The sequence below is a fragment of the Paenibacillus lentus genome, assembly GCF_042714055.1.
Classification (GTDB): Bacteria; Bacillota; Bacilli; order Paenibacillales; family Paenibacillaceae; genus Fontibacillus; species Fontibacillus lentus_A.
Genome location: NZ_JBHGVC010000001.1, coordinates 179,813 through 203,213, shown reverse-complemented (window position 1 = coordinate 203,213; position 23,401 = coordinate 179,813). Strand labels below are relative to the sequence as shown.

Below are 23,401 nucleotides of genomic sequence, written 5' to 3'. Positions count from 1 at the left end.
TTTCTATATGAAACTCGCGATTTATTAGTCAGCGTCTGTTCTAGTCACTCTGCCTATATATGGAGTTTTAATCATCTGTAGGGCAAACTCGGCAGAAGTAATCTCCTTATTCAAGAAATCTTTCATATGTTTTGCCGTTTGGCATACATCAATGGTACGCAGCTTTTCATTGTGAACGGCAACCTCAGCCGTATATTTTTCAGCAAGCAGTTCTCCGCTTTCAAAACATCTTAATCGTTTATAAAATCGCCCGTTGATATGGTTGAACCCAAAATAGAACCCCTCCGGCGGCTGCGCAATTTCCAGTGTATAGGGGACTCCGTCAAACAAGCCGATCAGCACCTCATCGGATACTTGCTCGATTCGCAAAGCCCGCAAAGGTGTGCCTTCGGATGAGAAGGCCTGAAATTCCAGCCCTCGCCAGCCACGTACCAAAGGGGACCGCAGAATAAACCCTCCCATGATGTGCACGCCTTCCTGAAGCTCCTCAGCTGCAACCAGCTTCTTCTGCAGAATGGGCCGAACGGCTTTCATTCCTTTGCCGATCTGCGCAAATACCGCATCGATCATTGCTTGATCATGGGATAAATCCATGGAAGCATTTCTCCCCAAGCTGCATGCTCCATCTACAAGCGCCTGCTGCCAGTTTGGATTGACGTAAAATAAGCGAATGGCATTGCTCGGCAGCATACTTTCCGAAGCGATCAAATAGTGAAAAGGCACATTACTCAATAAACACAGCTCACTTAGCCAGGCAATCAGCTCATCCTCGGGATGGTCTGGACTTACTGGCCGATCATCTGCGAGTGCAGCAAGCTCGCCGAACACGCGATGAACATGCCTGCGAAGCACAGGGGCGAAATTTTCCCAATCAGTCCTCGCTTGCATCAGCAATCACCTCACTCAAAAGCGATTTATAACGATCGTTCAGCTGCTGTAAAACGGTTTGTTTTCCGCTATATTGAGTACCTTTCTCATCGAAATTCCGGGCAGCTTGCACAAACGGATGTCCAATGGATTCATCGTCCTGATAATCTCCAATACTTCTGTTGGCAGACTGGGAAGATAGGTACCTGCCTAACAGTCCGTGATAGACCGAAGTCCGGGCCAGCATTTCATTGCTCTGACGCCACGCGTATAACTTTTGTCCGTAAGATTGATCCGCCAAGGCCATCGACTTGCCGATCTGCCAAGCGCTGGAATAGCGAATATCCATCATGCCCATATCCGGATCATACGCCAGCAGCTGATCCGCAAAACGTGAGCACCTGGTTTCCCTTTTCGATTCATCATAAGGAATCAGAGGCGATTGGTACCACGAAACGGTCTGGCTGCCGTCCCTAACATGATGGTTCATCGGAAAGTATCCTTGGCCGCATAATTGCTGAATTTGTTCGTTGCTTCCCTCGTAGGGGGTTGACAACATAGCTGCGTCGAGCGAAGCTACCGTAGAGCCAAAATCAAAAGCAGCTCTTGCCATAGAGAAGCTCCAATTCGCCAGCACCATCATTCTGGCCGTATGACAATGAGCCAAAGCTGCTTGCCGGCCTTGCTCATCTTCAAGACAAGCTTCGTATCCTTCCAAGGATACCAGAAGGGCCGTATGGCGTATGGCCTGCCGATCATCCTCTGGCTCCAGACAAAACCTGTTCGCTACGACGGTCGCAAACCAGTCATCCCTGACAGAGGCATCGGTCACTTTATGATCCAGACTTACTCCCTTTCCATGCGCTAACAGAGATAATGCCTCAGCGTAAGGGAGAATTTCGGCCAATAAATCTACAGGAATATGTACGTAAGTACAAGGATCATCCGGTTTCTCATAAGCCTCCATGACCAGTGAAGGCACAAATATTCCGGTTTCGGGTTTAAGCGCTTCTTGGCAGGTACTCTCAACCATCTGGATGCCTTCCGTCTCGTCAAATACGAGCAAAGCCAGCCAAGCCATATTCGAATGGCTGTTCAGCAGCATTTTCTCCCAAGGCAAAGTCCTTCGATTCAGCACGATATGAGGCAGGCAATTTGTATAGTCGCCGACAGCCTCTCTCGGCGGATACACCGAATAAATCTGATCCGGCGGTAAACGGAACCTTTCCGTTGCGACCGTAAAGTCAATCATTTCACTCGCAAGCCGGCAGTTGATATTCGTCACAGCTTCAACCTTGATTTGATAGATCCCGGCCTTCAAAGGCGGTTCACATCTTTGCGAGAAACGGATCGATTCCCCCATAACCACTCTCCTTTCCATGTTTTATGGATTAGCTTCCCTGCTGCCTGTTGTACGAAGTTCAGGAACAGCAAATAGTACCGCTTGCGGATCATTCGCCAGTGACCGCATCTTCGCTTGATTCCATGTTCCAAATGCAGCAGCAGTATCACTCAGGAGCTTATCCCGATTCGGATTGCTGCCAATCGTGGTTTGTACGACTTTCATCACGGTTTCGGGATCTGTAGGATAAACCTTAGCCGGTTCAAAAACAGGGACGCGATAAATGATATCTCTGGTGATTGGTTCTCCCGCACTCAGAACCGCTTCATCATAGGCACCTTCCTCAGGAAGGATATGTACGAGAGAAACTGAATCTTTTACGGTGACAGACATGCCCATGGGCACATCTTTGAGCATTGGCGAATTTGGGTCTGCGCCGCTCTTCCCCCAAAGTGCAGACGGTACATTCTTTATTTCAGGTACTGCATGCAAGCCGGATAAAGATGGCTCATCACTCAAGCTGCTGATGGTTACATGCTGCTCCATCCGAACATCGCTTAGTCCCATAGGCGCGATGCCGAATCCAGCTTGTCCGCTCAGAAGTTTCTGACCATTAAAAAACAGATCGGTACAAGGCGTCTTCTGCTCCATCAAAAAGCGGGCCCTGAATCCGTCCACCACATAAGCTTCTCTGCCATCGGCGGCCTGATATTGCGCTAGAAGTCCATCGGTAATCGTCACACTGCTGAGCCTGGCTTCATTTGTCGGCATAGAAAGCGCGGGAGCATACTTGGCGTTACGGTCTTCAAATGCACCAGGGATAAAACTATCCGCAAATTCACCCCATTCAATCGGTTTCGGCTCATTCGGGCTATTAGCTCCAAAACCAATCGTGAAGGAGATAATATACCAGTTCACTCTGACTTTGCCGGAAAATTCGGGGCCCCAAAGCGACAAGCCAGCTCCTAATTCAATCTTGAATGTTTTGCCGATGCCAAAAATGCTGATGCGATAAGATGCACCGATACTGATATGAACCCTTGCTTGATAAAAAAAGGGCTTCCATTTTAAAATAAAATCCGCGGCAGCGAAGAACCAGGCTTTAAGCCTGCCCATTTCAAAGAGAAGCTTTAAACTGGCCCCCGCCATCATACAGGAAGGAGTCAGGGCAAAATAGCATTCGCCTTTGATCGAAATGTTTTTATTTACAATCCAGGTCACACCCAGAGGCGGTATGGAAGGATAGTGGATGTTATGAAAAGCCGGATGATGACATCCGCCCAAGGTCACAATGAAATCGCCGCTATACGTTCCCTTGAACCAGAATCCGATCGCAAATCCACCCGTGAGCTTACAAGCGGGGTCAAATAAAAACGAGCGGTCAGTCAACGCGGCCATCATTATAAATTCTCCCTGACCAGGATCAAAAGCCACCTTCAGGGCCAATTCAGCCCGTATGATGGGACTGGCACCACTCACTTTAGGCGGGATGGATGCATTGGATAGTCCAAGCAATGAAATCACGAGCCGGTTCCCCATCTCAATATTGAGCAATGCAAAGCTTTCCAGCACGCCGTACGTCAGAAATCGTATGCCGGCAGAAATGAAATACTGACCGGAATCTGGGACAATCGACTTACTCAGCGCTCCTAAAGCCTGCTTAGGCGGGGTATTGGGCTTAAGCCCCGAGTCGTCCCCCATGGCCGCCGCCACCAGCGGGAAGGTTCTGACCCCATTTAAGTCCGGCAATTTTAAAGAGCGATTCACCCCGAAACCAAGCGCCAAGCCATTGACGAAAAAGAAAGGCGGTCCACCCAGCGGCAAACCCAGCATCAGGTAGGCAAAAAACGTCTTTTCACCGCTGCCGGGCATCTCACCGTATGATCCCACGGCCTGAAAGCTATACTGGCTGATCTTTAAGCCGAGAATCCCGTTGTATAGCTCTTCTTCGCGGGATTTATACAATCCGCCTATCAAGCTAAAGCCCGGCTTCTCCAATGTCACCATCAAGCCGCCTAACCCAAAGCCGATATCTGTCAGTTTCTTCAAAGAAGTCGAGACGTAAAGCTCATAGAAATCCATTCTTAACAACGCAATCGTAAAGCTAGCATCCAGGTAAAACGTGATCTCCGACTCTACCAAACTGACTCCTATTTTGGAAAAATACAACACGCTGAAGCCTTTATTGATATCAAGCCAGTAAATCGTATTTTTCGGAGCTTGAGACAAAGCCGTAAGAGCCGGGGGCTTCGAGCGCTTGTATTTTGGTTTTGGCTTCAAAGATTTGATATAATCCACATTTACATCTACAGCATGCTGTTTAATGACCAGCTGCGAAAGAAAAGAAAAAATAAATTGAACCTCCGGCGTATATCGCAGATCAATGCCTTTGAAGATAAATCCATCCCCTGGATCACAAAACTGGCCGATAATCGGAAGGCTGGAGAACTCCAAATTTCGGTCAAAATCGAGTGCCAACTTATAACTTCGCTCTTGTTTGTTCGGACTCTTCGAGGTGTCCAACTGTAATTTGCCAAAATGACGAATGACAGCTTCGAAGTCCAATTGACTGCTTGACGATGCATACTTAAGTCCTACGTTCTCGATAAACAACTCAAATTTCAAACAATCCGGAAATACAATATCAAAGTACGCAGCCACATCGTTCATTTCAAAAGCAAAATCCCGATTGATCCACTCTCCTGAAACGGTAGTTCCTTTCCCATCCTTAAGAAAAACAATTTGAAACAGAGCGTCCTTGATGTAAAACTCACTATGCAGCACGACGGTTAACGATTTGGCGGATTCAGCATCGTATGCTTTCATCGCATGACGTCTCCCTGGATCAAGCTAAGAGCTCGTCAATATTTTCAAGTTGCATGCGCTCAATGATTTTTTTGCGATCCGTGTTATACACAGCGAGCCCCAGTGATTTAATATGAAAGAGCTTTAAACTCTGATCCGGTTTTACCGGATTCAAAATAACAAAGTTGAATGCATACTCACAAGGCTTGGTTCGTCCCTCAATACTGGACTTATCAACATAAATAAAGAGCTGTCTGATTTGTACGCTAATTTCCGCAATGCTTTTCAGCCCCATAGATTCAAGCGTGCCCTTCATGCTATCTTCGGAGACTGGATCGCCGCCGCCAAAGGATTTGATAATGCTGTTAATCTCGTCAATTAGCTCTAATAGAGTCATGCTTTGAGGCTCCGCATCCGTTGGCATAACGAGAATTTTCGTTTTCGTTTCCTTTTCCTTTTCCTCAGATTTGCCCTCGATCACCTGATACTGATATACGCCTTTCAGGTTACAATTCAACAACGTCAAATCAATAAAAGCTTGAATATTGATGCCTGGAGCCGCCCCGAAATTTCCTACAACTTGACTTTGACTCATCTTATTCATCCTCTCCCAACAATTGATATCATTCGAACCGATGTATATGAAAGCTGCGATGCTGAATCGCTATAGAAAGAAAGCCAACCATCCTAGCATGATTCAGACAGTTGGTGAACTGGTAGATGAAAAAGACGGTGAGATATTTCTACATCGCGATAGACCGAAACGTTATGAATCTAACACGATAAGCAGAATGCAAATAGAGAGTATTAGTATGTACAGAGATTATCATACTCTATTGTGATTTAGTGGTAAATAGAGGTTAAAAATTTAATTAACTCGATTATGCAAGCCTGGGGAAGAGATGCGATCAACTCGGATCTCAGAAATGTGCATCAGAATCCGACTTATCGCAAATACTGGACAAGCAGCGGTGCGTCATTCCGTGTAATGGATTGTACTATTGGAAACAGGAGGAAAAAGATCCTATACGGTGAGGGTGGTCATGAAAGACCGGACATTGATCGACAACAGCAGGCATGATACGGATGAATGCATTTGGGAAATGGATTTGAACCGGGCCTGGGTTAAGCGCTGATTTCCCGGCGCCCGGATCATTGATTACTTCTACTCTTCTAAAAAATTCACTTTCGCTTGTTTGTTTAAAATAAGGTTTACTTTCTCCACACTCAGTAACATGAAAATAAGAAAAGCAAGCACAACAAGCGGTAATAAGGTTATGCTCGTTTGCGTGGCGATGAGTCCAAAAGTTGGAGGAAGCAATGTGGTTCCTGTATAGGCGACAGCCATCTGGTAGCCCATCAGTTTTGCTGAATTCTCTCTCCCAAACCGGGACGGCGTTTCATGGAGCAGTCCAGGATAGATAGGCGCAAGGCCGAGTCCGATCAGAATGAACCCTAATAGAGAAAAAGAAACCGGTAGCGGAAGCAGGAGAATGATCCCGCCGACAATACTAATCAGCTGACCATAACGGATCAGCACGCGATTGCTTACTTTCAGCGTAATAAAGCCGGTAATCAGCCTGCCCACCGTTATACCGCCATAGTATAAAGAAATCCATCCCGCAGCCGTCTCTGCTGTAATATTTCTTGCCCCAACCAAGTAACTGGCTCCCCACAACCCTACCGTGGCCTCCACCCCGCAATAGAATAAAAAGGCGATAAGGGTTGGTTTGACGCCTTTAATACGCAGAATGCCGACTTTGGCAAGCGTCTCCGATTGCAGTTTATCCCGTTCGACTGGCTCATCGTTCTGCGGAGGCTCAAGTTTTCGAGCTGTAGCGACCCGCTTCCATAAGGGTAGCGTAACAAGCAATACAATAACGAGTATAAACTGAATGATGGCAACCGCAGCATAACCTCCCCTCCAGGAGTTTTGGCCTGCAATATAGGCGGACATAATGATGGGTCCCATCGTTGCTCCTACACCCCAGAAGCAGTGTAACCAATTCATGTGATGAGCCTTATAGTTTTCAGCTACATAATGATTCAAGGCCGCATCAACGGCACCTGCGCCCAGACCTAGCGGAATGGCCAGAATGGCAAACCAGAGCATGGAGGGTGCCATAGAGAAACCAAGCAGCGCTCCTGCAGTCAGGAAACAACTGAACAAGGTGATGGTTCCTGTACCCCATCGTTGAATCATGCTGCCGCTTGCCAAGCTCGATACGATGGTTCCCCCTGCTATAATCATGAACACGATTCCTGCAGATCCGAATGAAGATCCAATGTCAGGCCATATCACCGGCCAAGCCGATCCAAGCAAAGAATCCGGAAGCCCGAGGCTTATAAATGCCAGATAAATAATAATCAAAAACCAGGTTGCCAAGAGTACACCTTCTCCCATTGAGAATGAAGTTTAATTACAGTTCTACAACTTATAAAAAGAGCTTTATAAAGTATCTTTATTTAATATGCATCAGGCATTTTTCTTTGTCAAGATACGTAACGAAAACAACCCCTGAAATCTAATTCGAGGGGTTGTCGTTAACTGAATTGAGCCAGGCTCGGCTCCAAAGATTTGAGTGTTAGCCAGCGCATGCCAGCCTCGAAATCCTGTTGAAATGTCTGCTGCAAAACCACAGCAGGATATGACGGCATAGGCTGCTGAAGCTGATAAGATTCCCAAGCTGTATTCCAGACATCTGCTTCCACTCTGTCCTGATAGATCACGATTTTGTCTGGAGCAAGAACGGCATTAACGGTTTGAATGATCTGGCAGACGGCATCCACAAATGCTGACTTACTCATCTCACGCTGCCAATCTGGACCGTGTGGAAGAAATTTGATTTCTCCCGACATGCCATTTTTTCCTTTGACCATCTTTCCATCCAAATAAATTCCCATGCCTGGCGGATATCTCATGGGGAAATAGATGCCGAGCACACACTGCTCCAAATCGATATTCTGCCTCATACAATACCCGCTGATCGCTGCATTAACATCATTCTCGACTATAACAGGCAGCCCAAACTCCGATTCAATTCCTTCAATTATACGAGAACCTCTCAACTCCTGATGACTGCTTACCGTAATCTCACCATTGACTGCCTGCCCAGGGATGCCTATGCCAATTGCCTTGATGGAAGGATACAATGTGAGGAAATGCCCAATAATCTCATAAAACCTCTGCCGATCAAATGCAGGCATAATATATTCTTCTTTTGACACGATGCGATCTTCCAAATTCACAACCGTCGCTGACACCAGCTCCTGACCCTGCTGCTCTTTCAAATAAAGAACGAGCCCAAGGCTGAAATCATAGTTGTAACGATAGGTTTGGGCAGGTCTCCCTCCGTTCGATGGAACGGTATCATCTTCAAGAAGCTCCCCCAGATCATGCAACTCCTTGACCAGGGAGTTTATCGTAACTACGCTCAGCTTGGTAATTGAGGCCAGTTGGGGTTTGGATGCTGTCTCAATACGTTTCATGACATGGCGTACATGGTTCAAATTGATTTCTTTCATCAAATTTGCGTTTGCCTTTCTCATACGCCCCCCCCCTTTATTCATACATTGAACTCTTGATATCAGTTATAAATATAACTTGATTCTACATGAATGTCGCTTGGTTTTCATCCTTTGCTTCTTAAAAAGCATACTATAAAAACTCAAGTATTCCGAGTATCCTGTTCCGTCACGAGGTCGTATTTGTGTACAGATATCTTTTCTAGTACAACCGTTCGGAATATGTGGTTAATGCTTTCTTAAACCACGCTTCATTAGCCTCCATTACGTCCTGCTTTCCTGCAAACATAAGTAGGGTATATTGGCGCGAAGAAAGGGTAATGGCTACAATAACAGTGGCTTTCGTGCCATTGCTCGTTCCGGTACCTTTAAAGTAGATAGCATCATATTCTTGGATCTTTATGGACTCAGCCTTTGTCCATGTGGGATTTTCTAATCCAGAATCATTAATATAAAATTCATATAGATCCTCTACAGTCAGGGCGTCGTCTTCGGAAGCTTCCTCACCATAAGCATAGAACCACGTATTGTCTCCTGGATGTATTGCCTGTAACTGAGCATCTTGATCTATGTTTATTTTCTTCCATTCTTCTGTAAGCTCGATCTTCATTGCAGCCAGTTTATTATCAAATACTTTAGGCTGTTCATTTTCCATTCCAAGAGACTTATTTTGCTCTTCAACCTTTTTTAACACTTGGAAGGACTCTATAATACGTTTATACTCTCTTTCATATATTAGAAAATCCTCAACAGGACTAGAAATCATCATTACATAATAGGCATTATCTTTAAGCAGCGCGGTAATTAGTAAACCTTGCGTTTCTCCTTTATACTCACATCTTCCTTCCAGTTGATAAGCGGGCTGTCCATCAATTAGAAGCTGCCTCCAGCCAATTACTTCTCCTTGTTGAAATTGTTTATAATAATCAAATCTTCCATCTACAATTTCTTGAAGAGGTGTCTCCTCCGTTTTTCCTGAGGCGAACTCCCGCATAAGCAGCAATTCCGCTTTCCGATCATTTTTTAAGATGAATTCACCGATTTGGTTAATATCAGTTCTGGCCTCTCTCCAATTTAAGGGTACTGTAATTTGCAATGACTGATCATCATTAACCATCGTTTGACTGTTGGTGGAGTCAAATACTTCCTTCTCTGCTGGCTTAAGCACTTTAAATGTTCCAGTCATCTTCTGCAAATCCTCTTTATTTGAGGAATACGACAATTCAGAGATGGAAATTGAGATCAGATAGAATGCACCATCTTTATCTAGAAATGTCTGCATCCAAAAATATTGCGAATTGTTTTGTACATATTTGATAAATCTCTCTCTAGCCGGTACTCCATCGATCTCCAGCAGGCGCTCATCTATGATAGTGATTTGTCCTATTTCCGCATTGAATTCCTCTGTCCATTTTTCTAAATCCATATTCTCGTTTGCATCTGCATGAAGCTCCTGAATAATGTTTAAAACAATAGAAGCTTCATCATTATGTGTGACAAGGCGGTTATTCCCGTTCGGTGAGACTTCTCTCGTTATCCAATCTCCAGGAACAGAAATTTGCACCGTTTCGTCTTCGCTCAATACGGTTTTGGTTGGCTTGTCAAAAAGCATGAATTCGGGTATGTTTGCTGTTGTCTCCCCCGACATCTCTTTTTTAATCGACGTACAAGCCGTTAGCAATATTAGCATTGCCATGACGGCAAACCACGTCTTAATCCTCATAGATTTCATAATTTCTCTCTTCCTCCCCATGCTTTAACTGAACTCATCTAATATCGGTTAAAAAAAGGAAATTTGTAATATCTAGGACGCGACTGTAACTGTACTTGCTTACCGCTGAGTGATGTTGTAACATGCAAATATAGCTATCCGTTTAAAAGTTTAAACATTTAATCATATTAAGTGAGGTCACACATGATATGGGAAAAGAAGCTCTGAACATCTTTCGGAAAAGCCTTCCTGTTCTTCAAACCTTAAGCGACGCGCACCGTCAAGACATCTTACTCCTTCTTTCCGAAAGCGGTAGTTTGACGGTGAATGAGATTACGGAACGAATGACATTGTCGCGGCCGGCCATTTCCCACCATCTCAAGCTGCTAAAAAATGCGGGCGTGCTCCAGGTCGAACAACAGGGAACACAGCGTTATTATTCATTGTCCCTGGAAGAATCCGTACAATTGTTAAAGCAATTATTAGCCACATTAGAACGAGATTGCTTATAAGTGAGGAGGTAGCATATGAATATGGATAATTTAACATCGAATCAGGTCGATCAAATCCTGCAAGCGCATCGCCGATATTTTCACAACGGTAACACGCGAAGCATTCCATTTCGCCTGGAACAGTTAAAGAAGTTGTCAGATGCGATCCGACGCCATGAGCAAAAATTGCTGTCTGCCTTGTACAAGGACTTGCGCAAAAATGAGTTTGAAGCTTATACGACGGAAATTGGATATACACTGAACAGTATCCGTCATTCAATGAAACACTTACGGCAATGGGCAAAGCCACAAAAAGTAAGAACCCCCATGTATCATGTGGGTTCTAAAAGCTATATGTATAAGGAACCCTATGGAACCGTCCTGATCGTCGGACCGTTTAATTATCCGTTCCAATTGTTGATCGAGCCGCTCATTGGGGCGATCGCAGCAGGAAATTGCGCCATCTTAAAGCCTTCCGAGAATACTCCTACCGTTGCTGCCGCCGTCAAGCAGCTGATTCAGGAAACCTTCGATGACAGTTACATTCGTGTGATTGAAGGCGAACGAGAAACAACCTCGGCTTTAGTGAATGCGCCCTTTGACTATATCTTTTTTACCGGCAGCGTACCTGTAGGTAGAATCGTCATGGAGGCCGCTGCCCAAAATCTTGTACCGGTCACGCTTGAGCTTGGTGGCAAAAGCCCTGTCATTGTAGATCGGACGGCGGATATTGATGCAGCAGCCAAAAGAATTATATGGGGAAAGATGATTAACACAGGCCAGACCTGCATAGCCCCAGACTATATACTTGCGCACTCGGATATTAAAGCGGAATTGATCGAAAAGATGAAAACAGCTATCACATCCTTTTACGGGCCGGATGCAAGACAGAGCAGCGATTATGGCCGCATCGTGAATGAACGGCAATTCGATCGATTAGCAGCAATTCTGGAAAAGGATCGAACTAATGTGCTGTTCGGCGGAAAAACACTCCGGGAAGACCTTTATATCGAGCCCACCCTTCTTGATGCCACTTCCTGGTCGGATGCGGCGATGCAAGATGAAATCTTTGGCCCGATCTTACCCATTATGGGCTTTCAACAATTAGAGAATGCGATTCAGACGATTATTTCCCGCCCCAAACCGCTAGGCCTATATTTATTTACGAAGGATAAAAGTGTCGAAAATGAAGTTCTTACCCGAGTATCATTCGGAGGCGGCTGCATCAATGACACTATCACACATGTGGCCAATCCCAATCTGCCGTTTGGAGGAGTTGGGAACGCAGGTATTGGCGCTTATCATGGAAAATACAGCTTTGACCTGTTCTCCCACACGAAAAGCATCATGAAAAAGAGTACAAGGTTTGACTTGAAGATCTTGTTTCCGCCTTACGGCGACAATCTGAAATGGATAAGAAAGATATTGCGTTAAATTTCTTTCTCCATCACGTAGTCGTCCATAACAAAACCGTTTCCGATATCGGCTACTTGGGTTCGGATGGTTTTAAACCCTTTTTTCTCATACATCGCAATCGTAGAAGCATTATGCCGGTTGACTGTAAGCCAGATGGCGCCTAAATTCCGGTTCCGGCAAATATCCACCAGCAGTTCCATCGCCCGGCTGCCATAGCCTTGGCCGCGATATTCTTTTTGTAGATAAAACTTGCTGAGAAACAGCTTACCATCTTCTTCCTTGATACCCAGGTAACCAATAGGGCTGTACTCAATGTTCATAAAATAATATTCATATCCCTGATTCGTAATTTGATCCGTCAACGCCCGAATGGATTGAAATTTCTCAACCATGTAATCGATTTGTTCATTGGAAATGATAGCGACGAAATATTCGTGCCAAATCTCCGATGCCAGATGGGCCAAAATCGCAATATCTTTCTCGGTATCGATTTTCGCTATAGACAGCTGCAAATAAAATCCCCCTAATTGCAAGATGCATGAATTAACGATGACTGCTATTTCAATTTCTACTTTCTAATTTAAAAGAAATCGCCGCTTTCTCTATTTGATGATCTGAACTTCAGGTTCTGGAATGAACCCATATTCCTTGTAAATCGCTTCAGAAATGATCCTTTGCAAATGAAGAATATCTCCCGCCGTGGCATCATTTACATTAATCAACATATTGCCATGGTGAGGGGAAATCATTGCACCACCGTACGTTGTCCCTTTCATTTGCAGATGATCGACCAACGCGCCAATGGATTGTCCGATATCATAATTATTTTTAAAATAGGATCCACATGAATGATTTATAAAATGCTTATTTTTAGAGCGATATTCTTCGATCTCTTGTATGAAAATCGGTGTTTCAGGCTGCGAAAGTCTTTTCATCTCACCAGAGAAAAACGCATGAAATTGCATTAAATTCGATTTGTTATCTTTCATTAGCATATATCTTTCCAGAATCGATTCTATCTCTGTTTCACTCAACGATGGATAGTCTTCTACAGTTATATCCGCGCCCAGCACAATCCAGGGCTTTTCTTGGAATATAGACTGTTTATAGCCATACTTGCACTCTTCGACGGGTATAGACTTGATCTCTAAGCTCGGTTCAGCCATATCCAAATAATAAACCCTGGAGATTACATCTCCTATTTGCCCATGGTAGTACTTGGCATTCATGTAAATACCAGCGCCAAAACTGCCCGGTAATAAATGCGTGAATTGAAAATCTTCGCTTTGAATTAACTCTCCTGCAAGAGCTAGCATCGACATCGGTATTCCAGCTGACACAAACCACTCGTTGTCTTTAACATCGAATTGCAATAGTTCCTTTAAAGAAACATACATAATGTTTGCACTCGGTTGATCTGAAAATAAAACATTGCTTCCAATTCCAAAAATAGTATATTCTAACCCCTGTTGACTACAATATCGTAGAAGTTCAACTAACTCTGTTATAGAACGTGGGCTTGCAAAATACTCAGCTCTCCCACCTATGCCATACGAGCAATGGTTCGCTAATTTTTCTTGCTTATTAATGAATTGTTCGATTTGACGTGGCTCTTTATGTGAAATCAATCGTGTTCACCTTTCTATCTCTGTGGTTGATTTGTATTATTCATTTTATATTTATCTTATCATATGAAGCTGATGCCTAAAAAGTCAAAAAAGCGCCCGAATACCGGACGCTGCGTGCCAGATGTTATCTTGTCGAGTTCATTTCTTATCCACTAACTGTTCCTATTCGATGGGAAGAAAGCTTTACATTCGCTTCGATTGTATCCCATAGCTTATCTTCACGGATCTGATCAAATTCCATGCCAATAAATTGCTGTTCGATTTGTTCATTATGAACAATGCTAAGACTGTCGGTATAGATTTTTAATTTTTTGATCTTACCATTCTCAACACTTAGAAGAGCCTGAACAATGCCAAGAGATGCTTTTCTTTCGAGCATGACATCGTACTTCGGACACTCCCCATATATCCATCCGGGATCTTTGTACTTTTGCAAATTTTTAGGTTTGTAACATTGGCTATTATACTCTAGCGGCTTGCTAGTCCCTCCATAGTCTTCTTCAAAATAGTACATAAGCGAGTCGATCAATTTGCCCACTGAAAAAGAAGGTTTGAGTGTTTTCAAATTAATGACTCTGCTTTTTACCGAAGTAATTCCTTTCGCTTCCATCTTTAACTTGGAAGGCTTCAGCACTTTAGCTAATTGGTTCACATCTACATCGACCATTAAAGTCCCATGATGAAATTCATTGCCGTCCTCCGCGTAGAAAGCATGCCCGGAAAATTTTTGGCCCTGTATCGTCAAATCGTTTCTGCCGGACAGTTCAACCGCAACATCAAAGGCTTCAACTGCTTTTTTTATTACATTTAGCTGCTTTTCTAGATCCTTATTGCTCTCTTTATAAATGAAGGTGAAATTCACATTACCTAAGTCGTGGTAGACTGCGCCCCCACCTGAAATCCGCCTGGCCAAGCGCACCCCATTCGAACTCAATTGCGAAACATCACATTCAAGATAGGGATTTTGATTTCTGCCAATCACGACGGTTTTTTCATTTTGCCAAATATACAGGATTACCTCATCCTGTTGAACCTGTTTTAGCAAATCTTCTTCCAGTGCCAAATTATAATAAGGATCGTGCTCGCTTGAAATAACAATCCTATTCATCGAAATGCAAAGCTCCTATGCTCAGACCCAGTATAGCTTCATGAATAACTTCTCCCGTCGTTGGATGAGCAAAAATGGTATGCGCAATTTCGCTTTCGCTTATATTGGAATTAATCATCACCGTTAAAGTACTAATCAAGGCAGAAGCTTCGGGACCTAGGATTGAGGCACCAATCAGATTGCCGCTGTCCAGATCTTTAACCAATTTGATGAATCCCCTTGCTTCTCTCATCGTTAATGCCTTTCCATTGGCCTGAAAAGGGAATTTACTCACCTGAATGTTTTTACCCATCAGCTTAGCCTGGTCTTCGTTTAATCCAACTTCAGCTATTTCGGGCGATGTAAAGATGACATTAGGCACCAAATCATAATCAACATGTCCGTCCACACCCAACATATGATCGACCGCTGCTATTCCTTCATGCGAAGCCACATGGGCGAGTTGGATGCGATTGGTTACGTCACCGATCGCATAAATATGATCGACCGAAGTTTTCAAATGTTCATCTACAGCGATGCCTTTTCCATTGTCATTGAGCTTAATTCCCGTATTCTCAATATCCAACCCATCAATATTCGGCGTTCTGCCAATGGCCACCAATACCTTTTCGCTCGTAATAAACTTTTCGGCGCCATCCTTTTCAAAAATAACGACAGCTCTTCCTGTTTGATCCTTCTCAATTCTTGTAACCTTGGCTCCTGTATAAACACCTATCCCTCGTTCAACAGCAATATTGGAAATCTCTTCTGAAACATCTTTATCTACCATAGTCAGCAGCCTGTCGCAGAATTCCAACACATGAACCTGAACTCCGAAATTGGAATATAGGAAGGCAAACTCCATTCCGATCACGCCGCCACCGATAATTGTAACTGAGCTAATGTTCTCCCTGTATGCAAGAGCAGACGTACTGTTCATAACAAAATCATGATCTATGCCCGGAAGATGAATATCCGAAATCTTTGAGCCTGTCGCAATTAAAGTGTTTTTTGCATCTATGGTGTATTCATCTTTCCCGTTCTTGACGAGCACCTGACTGTCGTTAACAAAGGAAGCCGTTCCCTTTATGACTCTGATGTTATTTTTGCTCAGAAGATATTCAATACCTGATACCAAAGTACCTTTGATTTCATCTTTTTTATCAATCACTTTTGCCATATCCAATTCAAGTTCTTTGACGGCTAGTCCGAAATCATCGGCATGCATCATTTGATGGAAAACCTCGGAGGATTTGATTAAAGCCTTCGTAGGGATACAGCCTACATTAAGGCATGTTCCGCCCATGTTATCCTTCTCCACAAGAACGGTTTGGATTCCTTTCTTTGCTGCATAAAGAGCAGCTACATAGCCTCCAGGGCCGGCACCGATAATTAATAATTCAGTCGCCAGCTCTTCCTTTTTACCCTGCAGCAGCCCGCCAAAATAATCCAATTTCGGCTTGGCGGGTACGGATTCTTCGGAAGTCACCTCAAACAGGCTTTCCCCGATTTCAATTTCCTGCCCTTCCTCGACCAGCACTTTATCTATTCTACATTTGTATTTGGATAATAATGGAGAATTTCCTTTTTTGCTCTCCATCTGAAGTAATGCTTGACCAACTTCTACCTGATCTCCTTCGGCAACATTGAGCTTTCCGATTTTCGTCTTCTTGTCATGCCCTGTTAGTTTCTCCAGCTTAATGATCATGATGATTGCCTCCGATTATACGTGATGTGATGCATTAGTTGTGAAAAATAGCAACCCCCTGCCCTTGTCAGGAGGTTGCCGTGATTAAGCTCATTTAAAGTCCTTTTCAAACTCGTCAATGGAATCTTTGAGTAAAGTTACAGAATAAGCCATGCTTGGCCCGCCGCCGAATGCTACGGCAACCATAGCCGCCTCTATGATCTGTTCTCGGGTAGCCCCTGCTTCCAAAGCTTTGTATACATGAAAAACGATACAGTATTCGCAGCGGTTGTACGCGGCAATCCCTATGCTGATTAACTCTTTCGTTTTCGTATCGAGAGCACCCTCCGCATAGCTGGTGCCAAGCAAATTCATAAATGCATTTACGCTCTCCGGATTCGTTCCGGACAATTCTTGCAAGCCACCCATAAAGTCATTCAGCATTTGTCTAACATCCTTCTTCATTCTTACCAGCTCCTCATTTGTGAATTTATTCACTTGTTATCTAATTAATACTTTACACTGCATTGGTTGCTATGTAAAGTATTTTAGAAAAAATAATCAAGCAAATAACTCAAAGCTGCTTTTTCCTTCATTATTTCGTTAAATTTGATACCATTTTTTCCAGTACATTCTTGAAAATTTCCAAGTCTTTTGAGGAAATGTCTTTCGTCGCATCCTCATGAAAATTTTCTCCTAATGGCAGGAGCTCTGTCCTTAATTGCTCTCCCTTTGCTGTCAGGTTAATTCTTATAATTCTGCGATCCGCTGTATCTCTAGTTCTAACGCATAAATCGTCCCTTTCCATCCGCTCCATAAGTCTGGCGATGGAAGATTCGTTGGCATTCATCTTGAAGGCTAATTCTTTCTGAGAGATATTTTTTTCCTCGCCAATAAAAAAAAGAGCAATCCATTTCACTCTAGTAACATTATTTTCTCTTAATCGCGCATTAAATGCGTCGACGATTTTTTTGGAGGCTGTATTTGTAATGAATCCGATACAATCGTTAAGATTAAACACGATGGGATCCCTTCCTTATTGTTTTCAGATAAAGTAATCTTCGTACGTTCATTCTAAACTATAACATATCATAGTAATCATTTACTCCAGTACTTTTGTCGTCTAACTGCTGTTTTTTTGCAAGGCTACGTTTAATCTTATTGTTGATTTTTAGCAAAAATAAAACCGCACAAGAATAAAAAGGCGGCTAAATTTTCACTACAACAAAAATTCAATTCGAACTTGCTGCTTCATATCCGTAATCTCGTTCGACCTTGCAAACTCTCGTTTTGTATTTGAGATACCATTCTGACATTCCTTTACGTTGTGCAATTAGATGTCTCTCGTTTTGTTTCCATTTTTGTATAGCTTCGAGAGAATCCCAATAAGACACAGTGATGCCTAAACCTTCACGCACACTTTCTACTCCCAAAAATCCAGGTTGGATGGATGCAAGCTTCACCATTTCATCTGCCATTTCAGCATAACCATTATCTCCTTCTGTTCGTTCAGAAGTGAAGATTACCGCATAGTAAGGTGGCTGTGGTGTTTGGGCAATACCGCTCATATAAATCCTCCATTTTATAATTATTTGCAAAGCCACTCTAAGCCTTCCTGCTATTAACGACCAATTACGCCAGAGAAAGTCATCTTCTGACGGTTGCAGGCAACCATGACACAGATTTGATCGTTACTTATGCAGCTACTCTATTATAGAACAAACGTTCTTAATCATCAAATATTAACAATATAATTTAACATAGCCTTTTGCAAAAAAAATGGAGACCCGCTGCTTTAGAGCCGGATCTCGGCATGTTACTTACAGTATTCTTGTTCATATGAAGCTGCTGAATCACTAGAGCTTAATCGATCTCTTTACCTGTAAATAGAGTTACTCTTTCTTTAACAAGCTCGGTATATTCTTTTTCCATCTTTTCGGCGCCCACTTGATTCAATTCGGCGATAAAATCGTCATAGATTTTTTCGAAATCACCTGGCTTGGCCAGTACCGCTTCTGGAATTCGCTTGCGAACGATATCCTACGTTTTATTGTAAATAATTTGATAGTCTCCGTCCGTCGGTACCTGCATATTGTACAGAGCTCCCCACTCTTTGACTGGAAACTCATCTTCGCTTGGGAAAAGATCCTTCCAGGTGGTGGCGTTATACGCGGCCAATGTTTCCTTCTCGGTTTCCGAGTAGCTGGCGATGATTTGTTCAGGAAAGTTGGTTGTGAGACGCTGTATCATTCAAAGTTGCTTTGTTTCCCCACAGTGTAAGATATCCTGATCGTTCCTGTAATGACCAGCTTTCCGGCTGCGGATTTCGCAAAAACGTCTAGTCAAAGCCTAGCAGTGAATGTTTAAAGTCATCTCGAATCGGCTTATCCGGCCAGCGGCTTTCTGGCAGCGGCGGCGCGTCCGTGACGGGCTCCACCCGGCCGTCATTGCCAATAATTGGCCACCCATCGTCCGTCCAATTCACGGGCGCAAGGAAAACCTCTCGCCCAAGATAGTGTTTCATAGGATATGAGACGGGCCTAATGCCTAAACAAACAGCCCACCAGCTGCCATCTTGAATCTGCACCAGATCCGCATGTCCCGTCGCATGTATGCTGCTCTTCATGCTTCTGTTCGAAAGAATGGGATTATGGGGACATGATTCATAGGGCCCATACGGATCCATGCTTCTGGCGATCGTTACCATATGGCCGTATTCGGTTCCACCTTCGGCGATCATTAAATAATAATAGCCATTGATCTTATAAAGATGAGGAGCTTCTGGATACGCCCCACCTGTCCCTCTCCAAATGAGACGGCTTTCCGTCAGCATTTTTCCGGTTTCAATATCAATTTCGCATTGGTAAATCCCGTCCCCCTGATCGCCTGTTCGGGTGGACTGAAAGTAGACATGGCCGTCGTCATCAAAGAACAGTGAAGGGTCTATGCCGTTCTGCGCCACCGGTATTGGATCAGACCACAATCCGGATGGCTGCGTACTTTTCACGTAGAAATTTCCGATTCCGCCAAGGTTAGTCGTCGTCAAATAGAACCAACCGTCATGATAGCGTATCGTCGGTGCGTAGATTCCGCCTGAACTCCATGCATTAGCAAGGGGCAACTGCTCTTCTGTCGTTAGGCAATGGCCGATTTGCTGCCAATTTACTAGATCTTTGCTATGAAAAATAGGAACACCGGGAAAATATTCAAACGAGCTGGTGACCAAATAGTAGTCGTCGCCCACACGGCAAATGCTGGGGTCGGGATAAAAGCCGGGGATTACAGGGTTGGTATACTGCATCTAAGCTACACTCCTACTCCTTCAAAATTTTGCAATACTCCTAATTCTCGATCTGGCATCCATTAGACAGACCATGTCAGGCTTCATTGATCATTTTAGTTCACAAATCGGAGTTTAACCTTGATTTTCAAGTCATACGAATAGCATGAAATAGACTTAACGATATGATCAACATATTGTAGCGAACTCCTATCGGTTTGAAGGGTGATTCGGAAATAAAAACTAACGAAAAAAGGCATCCAATAACCCTGCATTGGCTGCCTTTTCCGCTTATTCTTACTGAAGCTGCTTGCGATACCAACAATCCCACTCTCTATGATTGATATAACGAAGATAGTCTATCTGCCGTTTGCCTCCATGTAAAATTCTGAATTATGCTGCTTCTTCCCTTCGCCCCCATATTGCGCCCAAGCTCTTTATTTTTTCCCAGTCTGATCAAATATTCTGCAAAGCGTTCAGCTTGCTGATACTCGTCAATTAAAAAACCATTGCTCCCGTGTTTCACAATTTCAGGGATGCCGCCAATTTTCGAAGCAATAACAGGCAATGCGGAAGCCATTGCCTCAACATTTACAAGTCCAAAGGCCTCATGCTTTTGGGACGGGCAAACAAAACAATCCGCGATCTGGTATATCTTATGAATATCTGAATGTTTCTGTTTACCGACCCACTTTACGGGGACGTTCAATTTAGATGCTAGAGCTCGTAACTTCTTCAAATACGAACTGCTCCCCCTCCCTGCAACGACCAATTGTATTGGAACCTCTTTCCTGGCAAGGCTAACGGCTCTAAGCAATACTGGGACACCCTTGCGCGCAATAACTCGACCAACAAACAAGACGGTATATTTGTCACCTATACCATACTTTTTCCGATACCGTAACCGTTCAGCCTCCGTTGCCGGGTGAAATCTGGTAGTATCTACCCCAAGTTCAACAGTTCGAATTTTTCCTGCCTGATCCGGAAAACGGCTTATTAATCTTTGTTTCAACGAGCTGCTGTTTGCAATGATGAATTGGGCATGCCTCAAGCTATTTGCAACATGGCTGGTAGCCGGTACAAACGTGAGTGAATGCAGGAATAGCGTTACCTTCATTTTGGGAAAGGCCTTTTGGATTAGTGACATGTAATGAGGACGATTGTCAACCTGAATGACGTCATATGTCTTCCCCTGAATAAAACGAAGAACAGAGGCAATATATACCTTTGAATTGCCGGATCGAACTCTGACAATGTTCACACCGCTCTCATTGCTTTGAACGGGAAGCCCCTTTGAAGCTCTGCTTACGACAGTCACTTTATGTTTTCTTGAAAGCTGTTTGGCAATCGCGAGAATACATATTTCTACCGATCCATTCCCAGGAACAGGAATTTGCTCAGGGGCAACAATTAAGATATTCATTGTTCTTCTCTCCCTCTCAGGGTACGAATTCCGCTTGAATACTAACTATACTTATTCGATCTTTTGAGTTGGGTATAGTCTTATTCACCTTGTTATCAGCCTTTTTTTGTAGATAGATGTACCAATAGTCTATTTGTTTATAAAATGGACGGTTTCCCTGCTCAGGCAAAGAGAAATGAGCATACAATATAAAATCGAAAACATTACGCAACATCAAGATAGGTCGGGAGGGTCAAAGGATTGAGCGAAAAGAAACTTCGCAGTGTAGTGATGAGCAAATGGATTAAAACAAAAGTACTTCTTGAGAGAATTGAGGTTCGCCCTTTTATTCCTGACACCCGTAAGTTCAGTAATTCTACCCTGAGGAAGATGCTGGATCTTTATAGCATGGTTTACGTTAAGCCAGAGAAAGGAAGCTTTGGCAAAGGAGTTATACGTGCACAACTTCTGAAATCCGGTAAATATACGTACCAAATGGGTACGACAGAGAAAACTTTTGGGGATTATGAATCATTTCTCAGCTCCATACAGAACATTACAAAAAAGAAGAGCTATCTTATTCAGAAGGGTATTCATTTATTGAAATATAATAAGCGGCGTTTTGATATACGGGTTATGGTACAACTGAACCCCAAAGGAGAATGGGAAACGACAGGCCTCATCGGGAGAGTGGCTCATCCTGAAAAGATCGTGACGAATTATCACAGTGGGGGCAAGCCGATGGATGTAAAGCCTCTTCTTGCCGCCCACACCTCAAATAGCGAAATTCAAAAAGTGATTCATACCCTGAAAGAGTTGGGTGTAACCACGGCAAAATGCCTGCATAAAAAATATCCTGGCTTCAAGCAAATTGGATTGGATATTGGACTCGATCATTCTTGGACACCGTGGATTATTGAAGTGAACACGAATCCGGATCCATATATATTCAACCAATTAAAGGATAAATCGATGTACAAGAAAGTCATTCGTTATAGAAAGACAGCAGTGAAGTAGTAAATAACTTGGCTTTTATAATCAGCAATTTCCTGTTCATCATAAAAAAAAAGGCCGCTAAATTGCGGCCCTCTGTATTTTCATCATAGTTACAGTCGAAATACTCCTCATAAAATATTTAGTCTTTTACAGCCGGGAGTATGCATTCCTTAATCAGTGTCCACCGATCATGAGGATTCATGATGAATTCTGAAGCAATGGCGATGACCAGGTCTTTTTCTGGAATGCAGCAAATGACATTACCGCCATCGCCTAGAGCTGAGTATGCAAATATTCCGTCCTCTTCGCGCAACCACCATAGGTACCCATATTTATTGGGGTTCATCACTATTGATTCGAGAATCCATGCCTCCGAAATCAATTGTTTATTATGCCAAAAGCCACGGTTCAGATATAGTAGACCAAAACGTGCCATGTCGCGCGGACTTAACGTTAGTCCCCAGCCTCCAGTGGAGTAATTGCTAGGGTCATGCACCCATCCCTTCACATTTTTCCCGAACAAATCCTCAAACCCAAATGATTTCATTTCAAAATCCGGGATTTCTTTCATGCCGATGGGCTGGAATAAGTGCTCGTTGGCAAACTCACGGGCACTTTTTCCTGTGCTGCGAGTGAGGATCGCGGAAAGCAGATGCGCCCCTGCGGTCGAATACTTAAAGGCTCCAATGCTTCCTTTTTGGCCTAGCATATCCAGCGTATACTTTACCCAATCAGGCTGCATACACATCTTGTCCAGCGGTTCATGCCAGTCCTCAAATGGATAAGGAGCCGTCATAGTAAGCAGATGTCGAATGGTGATTTCTCGTTTCTGCCTGTCGTCAGCATCCGGAACATATTCGGGGAAAAAATCCAGTACCTTCTGGTCTACGCTTTTCATATATCCTGCATCTATAGCGATCCCGATAAGTGCTGATAGAATGCTTTTCGTGACAGATGCCACATGGTGCGTATCCTTCGGGCCGTAGCCATGATAATATTTTTCATAAGCAATATATCCTTTGCGCACAATAACAATACCGTTTATATTGCTATACTCTGATATGATCCTAGGTTCAAGTTCTGACAGCCTTGCTGAGTCGATGCTCAGGGTTGCCGGGTCTACAGCCTTCCATTCTGCAGTTGGCCAGTAGTTTCTTCGCATGA

19 protein-coding genes and 2 pseudogenes are annotated in these 23,401 nt (G+C 43.7%); 3 read left to right on the top strand and 18 right to left on the bottom strand.

The window, feature by feature from the left end; genetic code table 11:
- Nucleotides 1-24: 24 nt before the first annotated feature.
- From ACE3MQ_RS00845 to ACE3MQ_RS00815, 7 genes are all read right to left on the bottom strand, one after another.
- Nucleotides 25-888, bottom strand: coding sequence for a hypothetical protein (locus ACE3MQ_RS00845; protein WP_379389632.1), 864 nt, complete (start codon nt 886-888; stop codon nt 25-27).
- The gene (locus ACE3MQ_RS00840; protein WP_379389630.1) at nt 872-2,230 is read right to left on the bottom strand and encodes a hypothetical protein; all 1,359 of its coding nucleotides are present in this window, start codon (nt 2,228-2,230) and stop codon (nt 872-874) included. The genes ACE3MQ_RS00845 and ACE3MQ_RS00840 overlap by 17 nt, the downstream gene beginning before the upstream one ends.
- Before the next feature lie 21 nt (nt 2,231-2,251).
- A complete protein-coding gene (locus ACE3MQ_RS00835) occupies nt 2,252-5,035 on the bottom strand; it encodes a DUF6603 domain-containing protein (protein ID WP_379389628.1) in 2,784 nt (927 codons plus the stop codon).
- A gap of 19 nt (nt 5,036-5,054) precedes the next feature.
- A complete protein-coding gene (locus tag ACE3MQ_RS00830; protein ID WP_379389626.1) occupies nt 5,055-5,609 on the bottom strand; it encodes a hypothetical protein in 555 nt (184 codons plus the stop codon).
- A 570-nt stretch (nt 5,610-6,179) separates the two neighbouring features.
- A complete protein-coding gene (locus ACE3MQ_RS00825) occupies nt 6,180-7,400 on the bottom strand; it encodes an MFS transporter (RefSeq protein ID WP_379389624.1) in 1,221 nt (406 codons plus the stop codon).
- 158 nt (nt 7,401-7,558) lie between these two features.
- Nucleotides 7,559-8,563 (bottom strand): ROK family protein, encoded by a 1,005-nt coding sequence (locus ACE3MQ_RS00820; protein ID WP_379389622.1) that lies wholly within the window; start codon nt 8,561-8,563, stop codon nt 7,559-7,561.
- A 178-nt stretch (nt 8,564-8,741) separates the two neighbouring features.
- Nucleotides 8,742-10,271: a hypothetical protein gene (locus ACE3MQ_RS00815; protein WP_379389620.1), complete on the bottom strand. Its 1,530-nt coding sequence runs from the start codon at nt 10,269-10,271 to the stop codon at nt 8,742-8,744.
- A gap of 188 nt (nt 10,272-10,459) precedes the next feature.
- Between ACE3MQ_RS00815 and ACE3MQ_RS00810 the strand changes: the two genes are divergently transcribed.
- Nucleotides 10,460-10,762 carry an ArsR/SmtB family transcription factor gene (locus tag ACE3MQ_RS00810; RefSeq protein WP_379389618.1) on the top strand — a complete coding sequence of 101 codons (303 nt, stop codon included), beginning with the start codon at nt 10,460-10,462 and terminating at the stop codon, nt 10,760-10,762.
- A 21-nt stretch (nt 10,763-10,783) separates the two neighbouring features.
- On the top strand, nt 10,784-12,175 hold the full coding sequence (locus ACE3MQ_RS00805) for an aldehyde dehydrogenase (RefSeq protein WP_379390685.1): 1,392 nt from the start codon (nt 10,784-10,786) through the stop codon (nt 12,173-12,175).
- On the opposite strand, the gene ACE3MQ_RS00800 is transcribed toward ACE3MQ_RS00805, so the two are convergent.
- The 10 genes and pseudogenes from ACE3MQ_RS00800 to ACE3MQ_RS00755 form a co-directional block, all read right to left on the bottom strand.
- The gene (locus ACE3MQ_RS00800; protein ID WP_379389616.1) at nt 12,172-12,669 is read right to left on the bottom strand and encodes a GNAT family N-acetyltransferase; all 498 of its coding nucleotides are present in this window, start codon (nt 12,667-12,669) and stop codon (nt 12,172-12,174) included. The genes ACE3MQ_RS00805 and ACE3MQ_RS00800 overlap by 4 nt on opposite strands.
- A 90-nt stretch (nt 12,670-12,759) precedes the next feature.
- Nucleotides 12,760-13,785, bottom strand: a complete 1,026-nt coding sequence (murB, locus tag ACE3MQ_RS00795; RefSeq protein WP_379389614.1) for a UDP-N-acetylmuramate dehydrogenase — start codon at nt 13,783-13,785, stop codon at nt 12,760-12,762.
- A 145-nt stretch (nt 13,786-13,930) separates the two neighbouring features.
- A complete protein-coding gene (locus tag ACE3MQ_RS00790; RefSeq protein WP_379389612.1) occupies nt 13,931-14,893 on the bottom strand; it encodes a lipoate--protein ligase in 963 nt (320 codons plus the stop codon).
- Nucleotides 14,886-16,580 carry a dihydrolipoyl dehydrogenase gene (gene lpdA, locus ACE3MQ_RS00785; protein ID WP_379389609.1) on the bottom strand — a complete coding sequence of 565 codons (1,695 nt, stop codon included), beginning with the start codon at nt 16,578-16,580 and terminating at the stop codon, nt 14,886-14,888. Before lpdA ends, ACE3MQ_RS00790 begins: the two co-directional genes overlap by 8 nt.
- 90 nt (nt 16,581-16,670) lie before the next feature.
- Nucleotides 16,671-17,024, bottom strand: a complete 354-nt coding sequence (locus ACE3MQ_RS00780) for a carboxymuconolactone decarboxylase family protein (RefSeq protein WP_379389607.1) — start codon at nt 17,022-17,024, stop codon at nt 16,671-16,673.
- A gap of 130 nt (nt 17,025-17,154) precedes the next feature.
- Nucleotides 17,155-17,580 (bottom strand): MarR family winged helix-turn-helix transcriptional regulator, encoded by a 426-nt coding sequence (locus tag ACE3MQ_RS00775; RefSeq protein WP_379389604.1) that lies wholly within the window; start codon nt 17,578-17,580, stop codon nt 17,155-17,157.
- A gap of 211 nt (nt 17,581-17,791) precedes the next feature.
- On the bottom strand, nt 17,792-18,127 hold the full coding sequence (locus tag ACE3MQ_RS00770; RefSeq protein ID WP_379389602.1) for an antibiotic biosynthesis monooxygenase family protein: 336 nt from the start codon (nt 18,125-18,127) through the stop codon (nt 17,792-17,794).
- Between the two features lie 295 nt (nt 18,128-18,422).
- Nucleotides 18,423-18,794, bottom strand: a pseudogene (locus ACE3MQ_RS00765) (ABC transporter substrate-binding protein); the annotation flags it as partial.
- Nucleotide 18,795: 1 nt separating this feature from the next.
- A pseudogene (locus ACE3MQ_RS00760) lies at nt 18,796-19,860 on the bottom strand (family 43 glycosylhydrolase); the annotation flags it as partial.
- A 313-nt stretch (nt 19,861-20,173) separates the two neighbouring features.
- A complete protein-coding gene (locus ACE3MQ_RS00755; protein ID WP_379389600.1) occupies nt 20,174-21,262 on the bottom strand; it encodes a glycosyltransferase family 4 protein in 1,089 nt (362 codons plus the stop codon).
- Nucleotides 21,263-21,502: 240 nt separating this feature from the next.
- Here ACE3MQ_RS00755 and ACE3MQ_RS00750 point away from each other — a divergent pair, with 240 nt between their 5' ends.
- Nucleotides 21,503-22,258 (top strand): YheC/YheD family protein, encoded by a 756-nt coding sequence (locus tag ACE3MQ_RS00750; RefSeq protein WP_379389598.1) that lies wholly within the window; start codon nt 21,503-21,505, stop codon nt 22,256-22,258.
- Between the two features lie 118 nt (nt 22,259-22,376).
- On the opposite strand, the gene ACE3MQ_RS00745 is transcribed toward ACE3MQ_RS00750, so the two are convergent.
- Nucleotides 22,377-23,399, bottom strand: coding sequence for a serine hydrolase domain-containing protein (locus tag ACE3MQ_RS00745; RefSeq protein ID WP_379389596.1), 1,023 nt, complete (start codon nt 23,397-23,399; stop codon nt 22,377-22,379).
- Between the last annotated feature and the right edge of the window lie 2 nt (nt 23,400-23,401).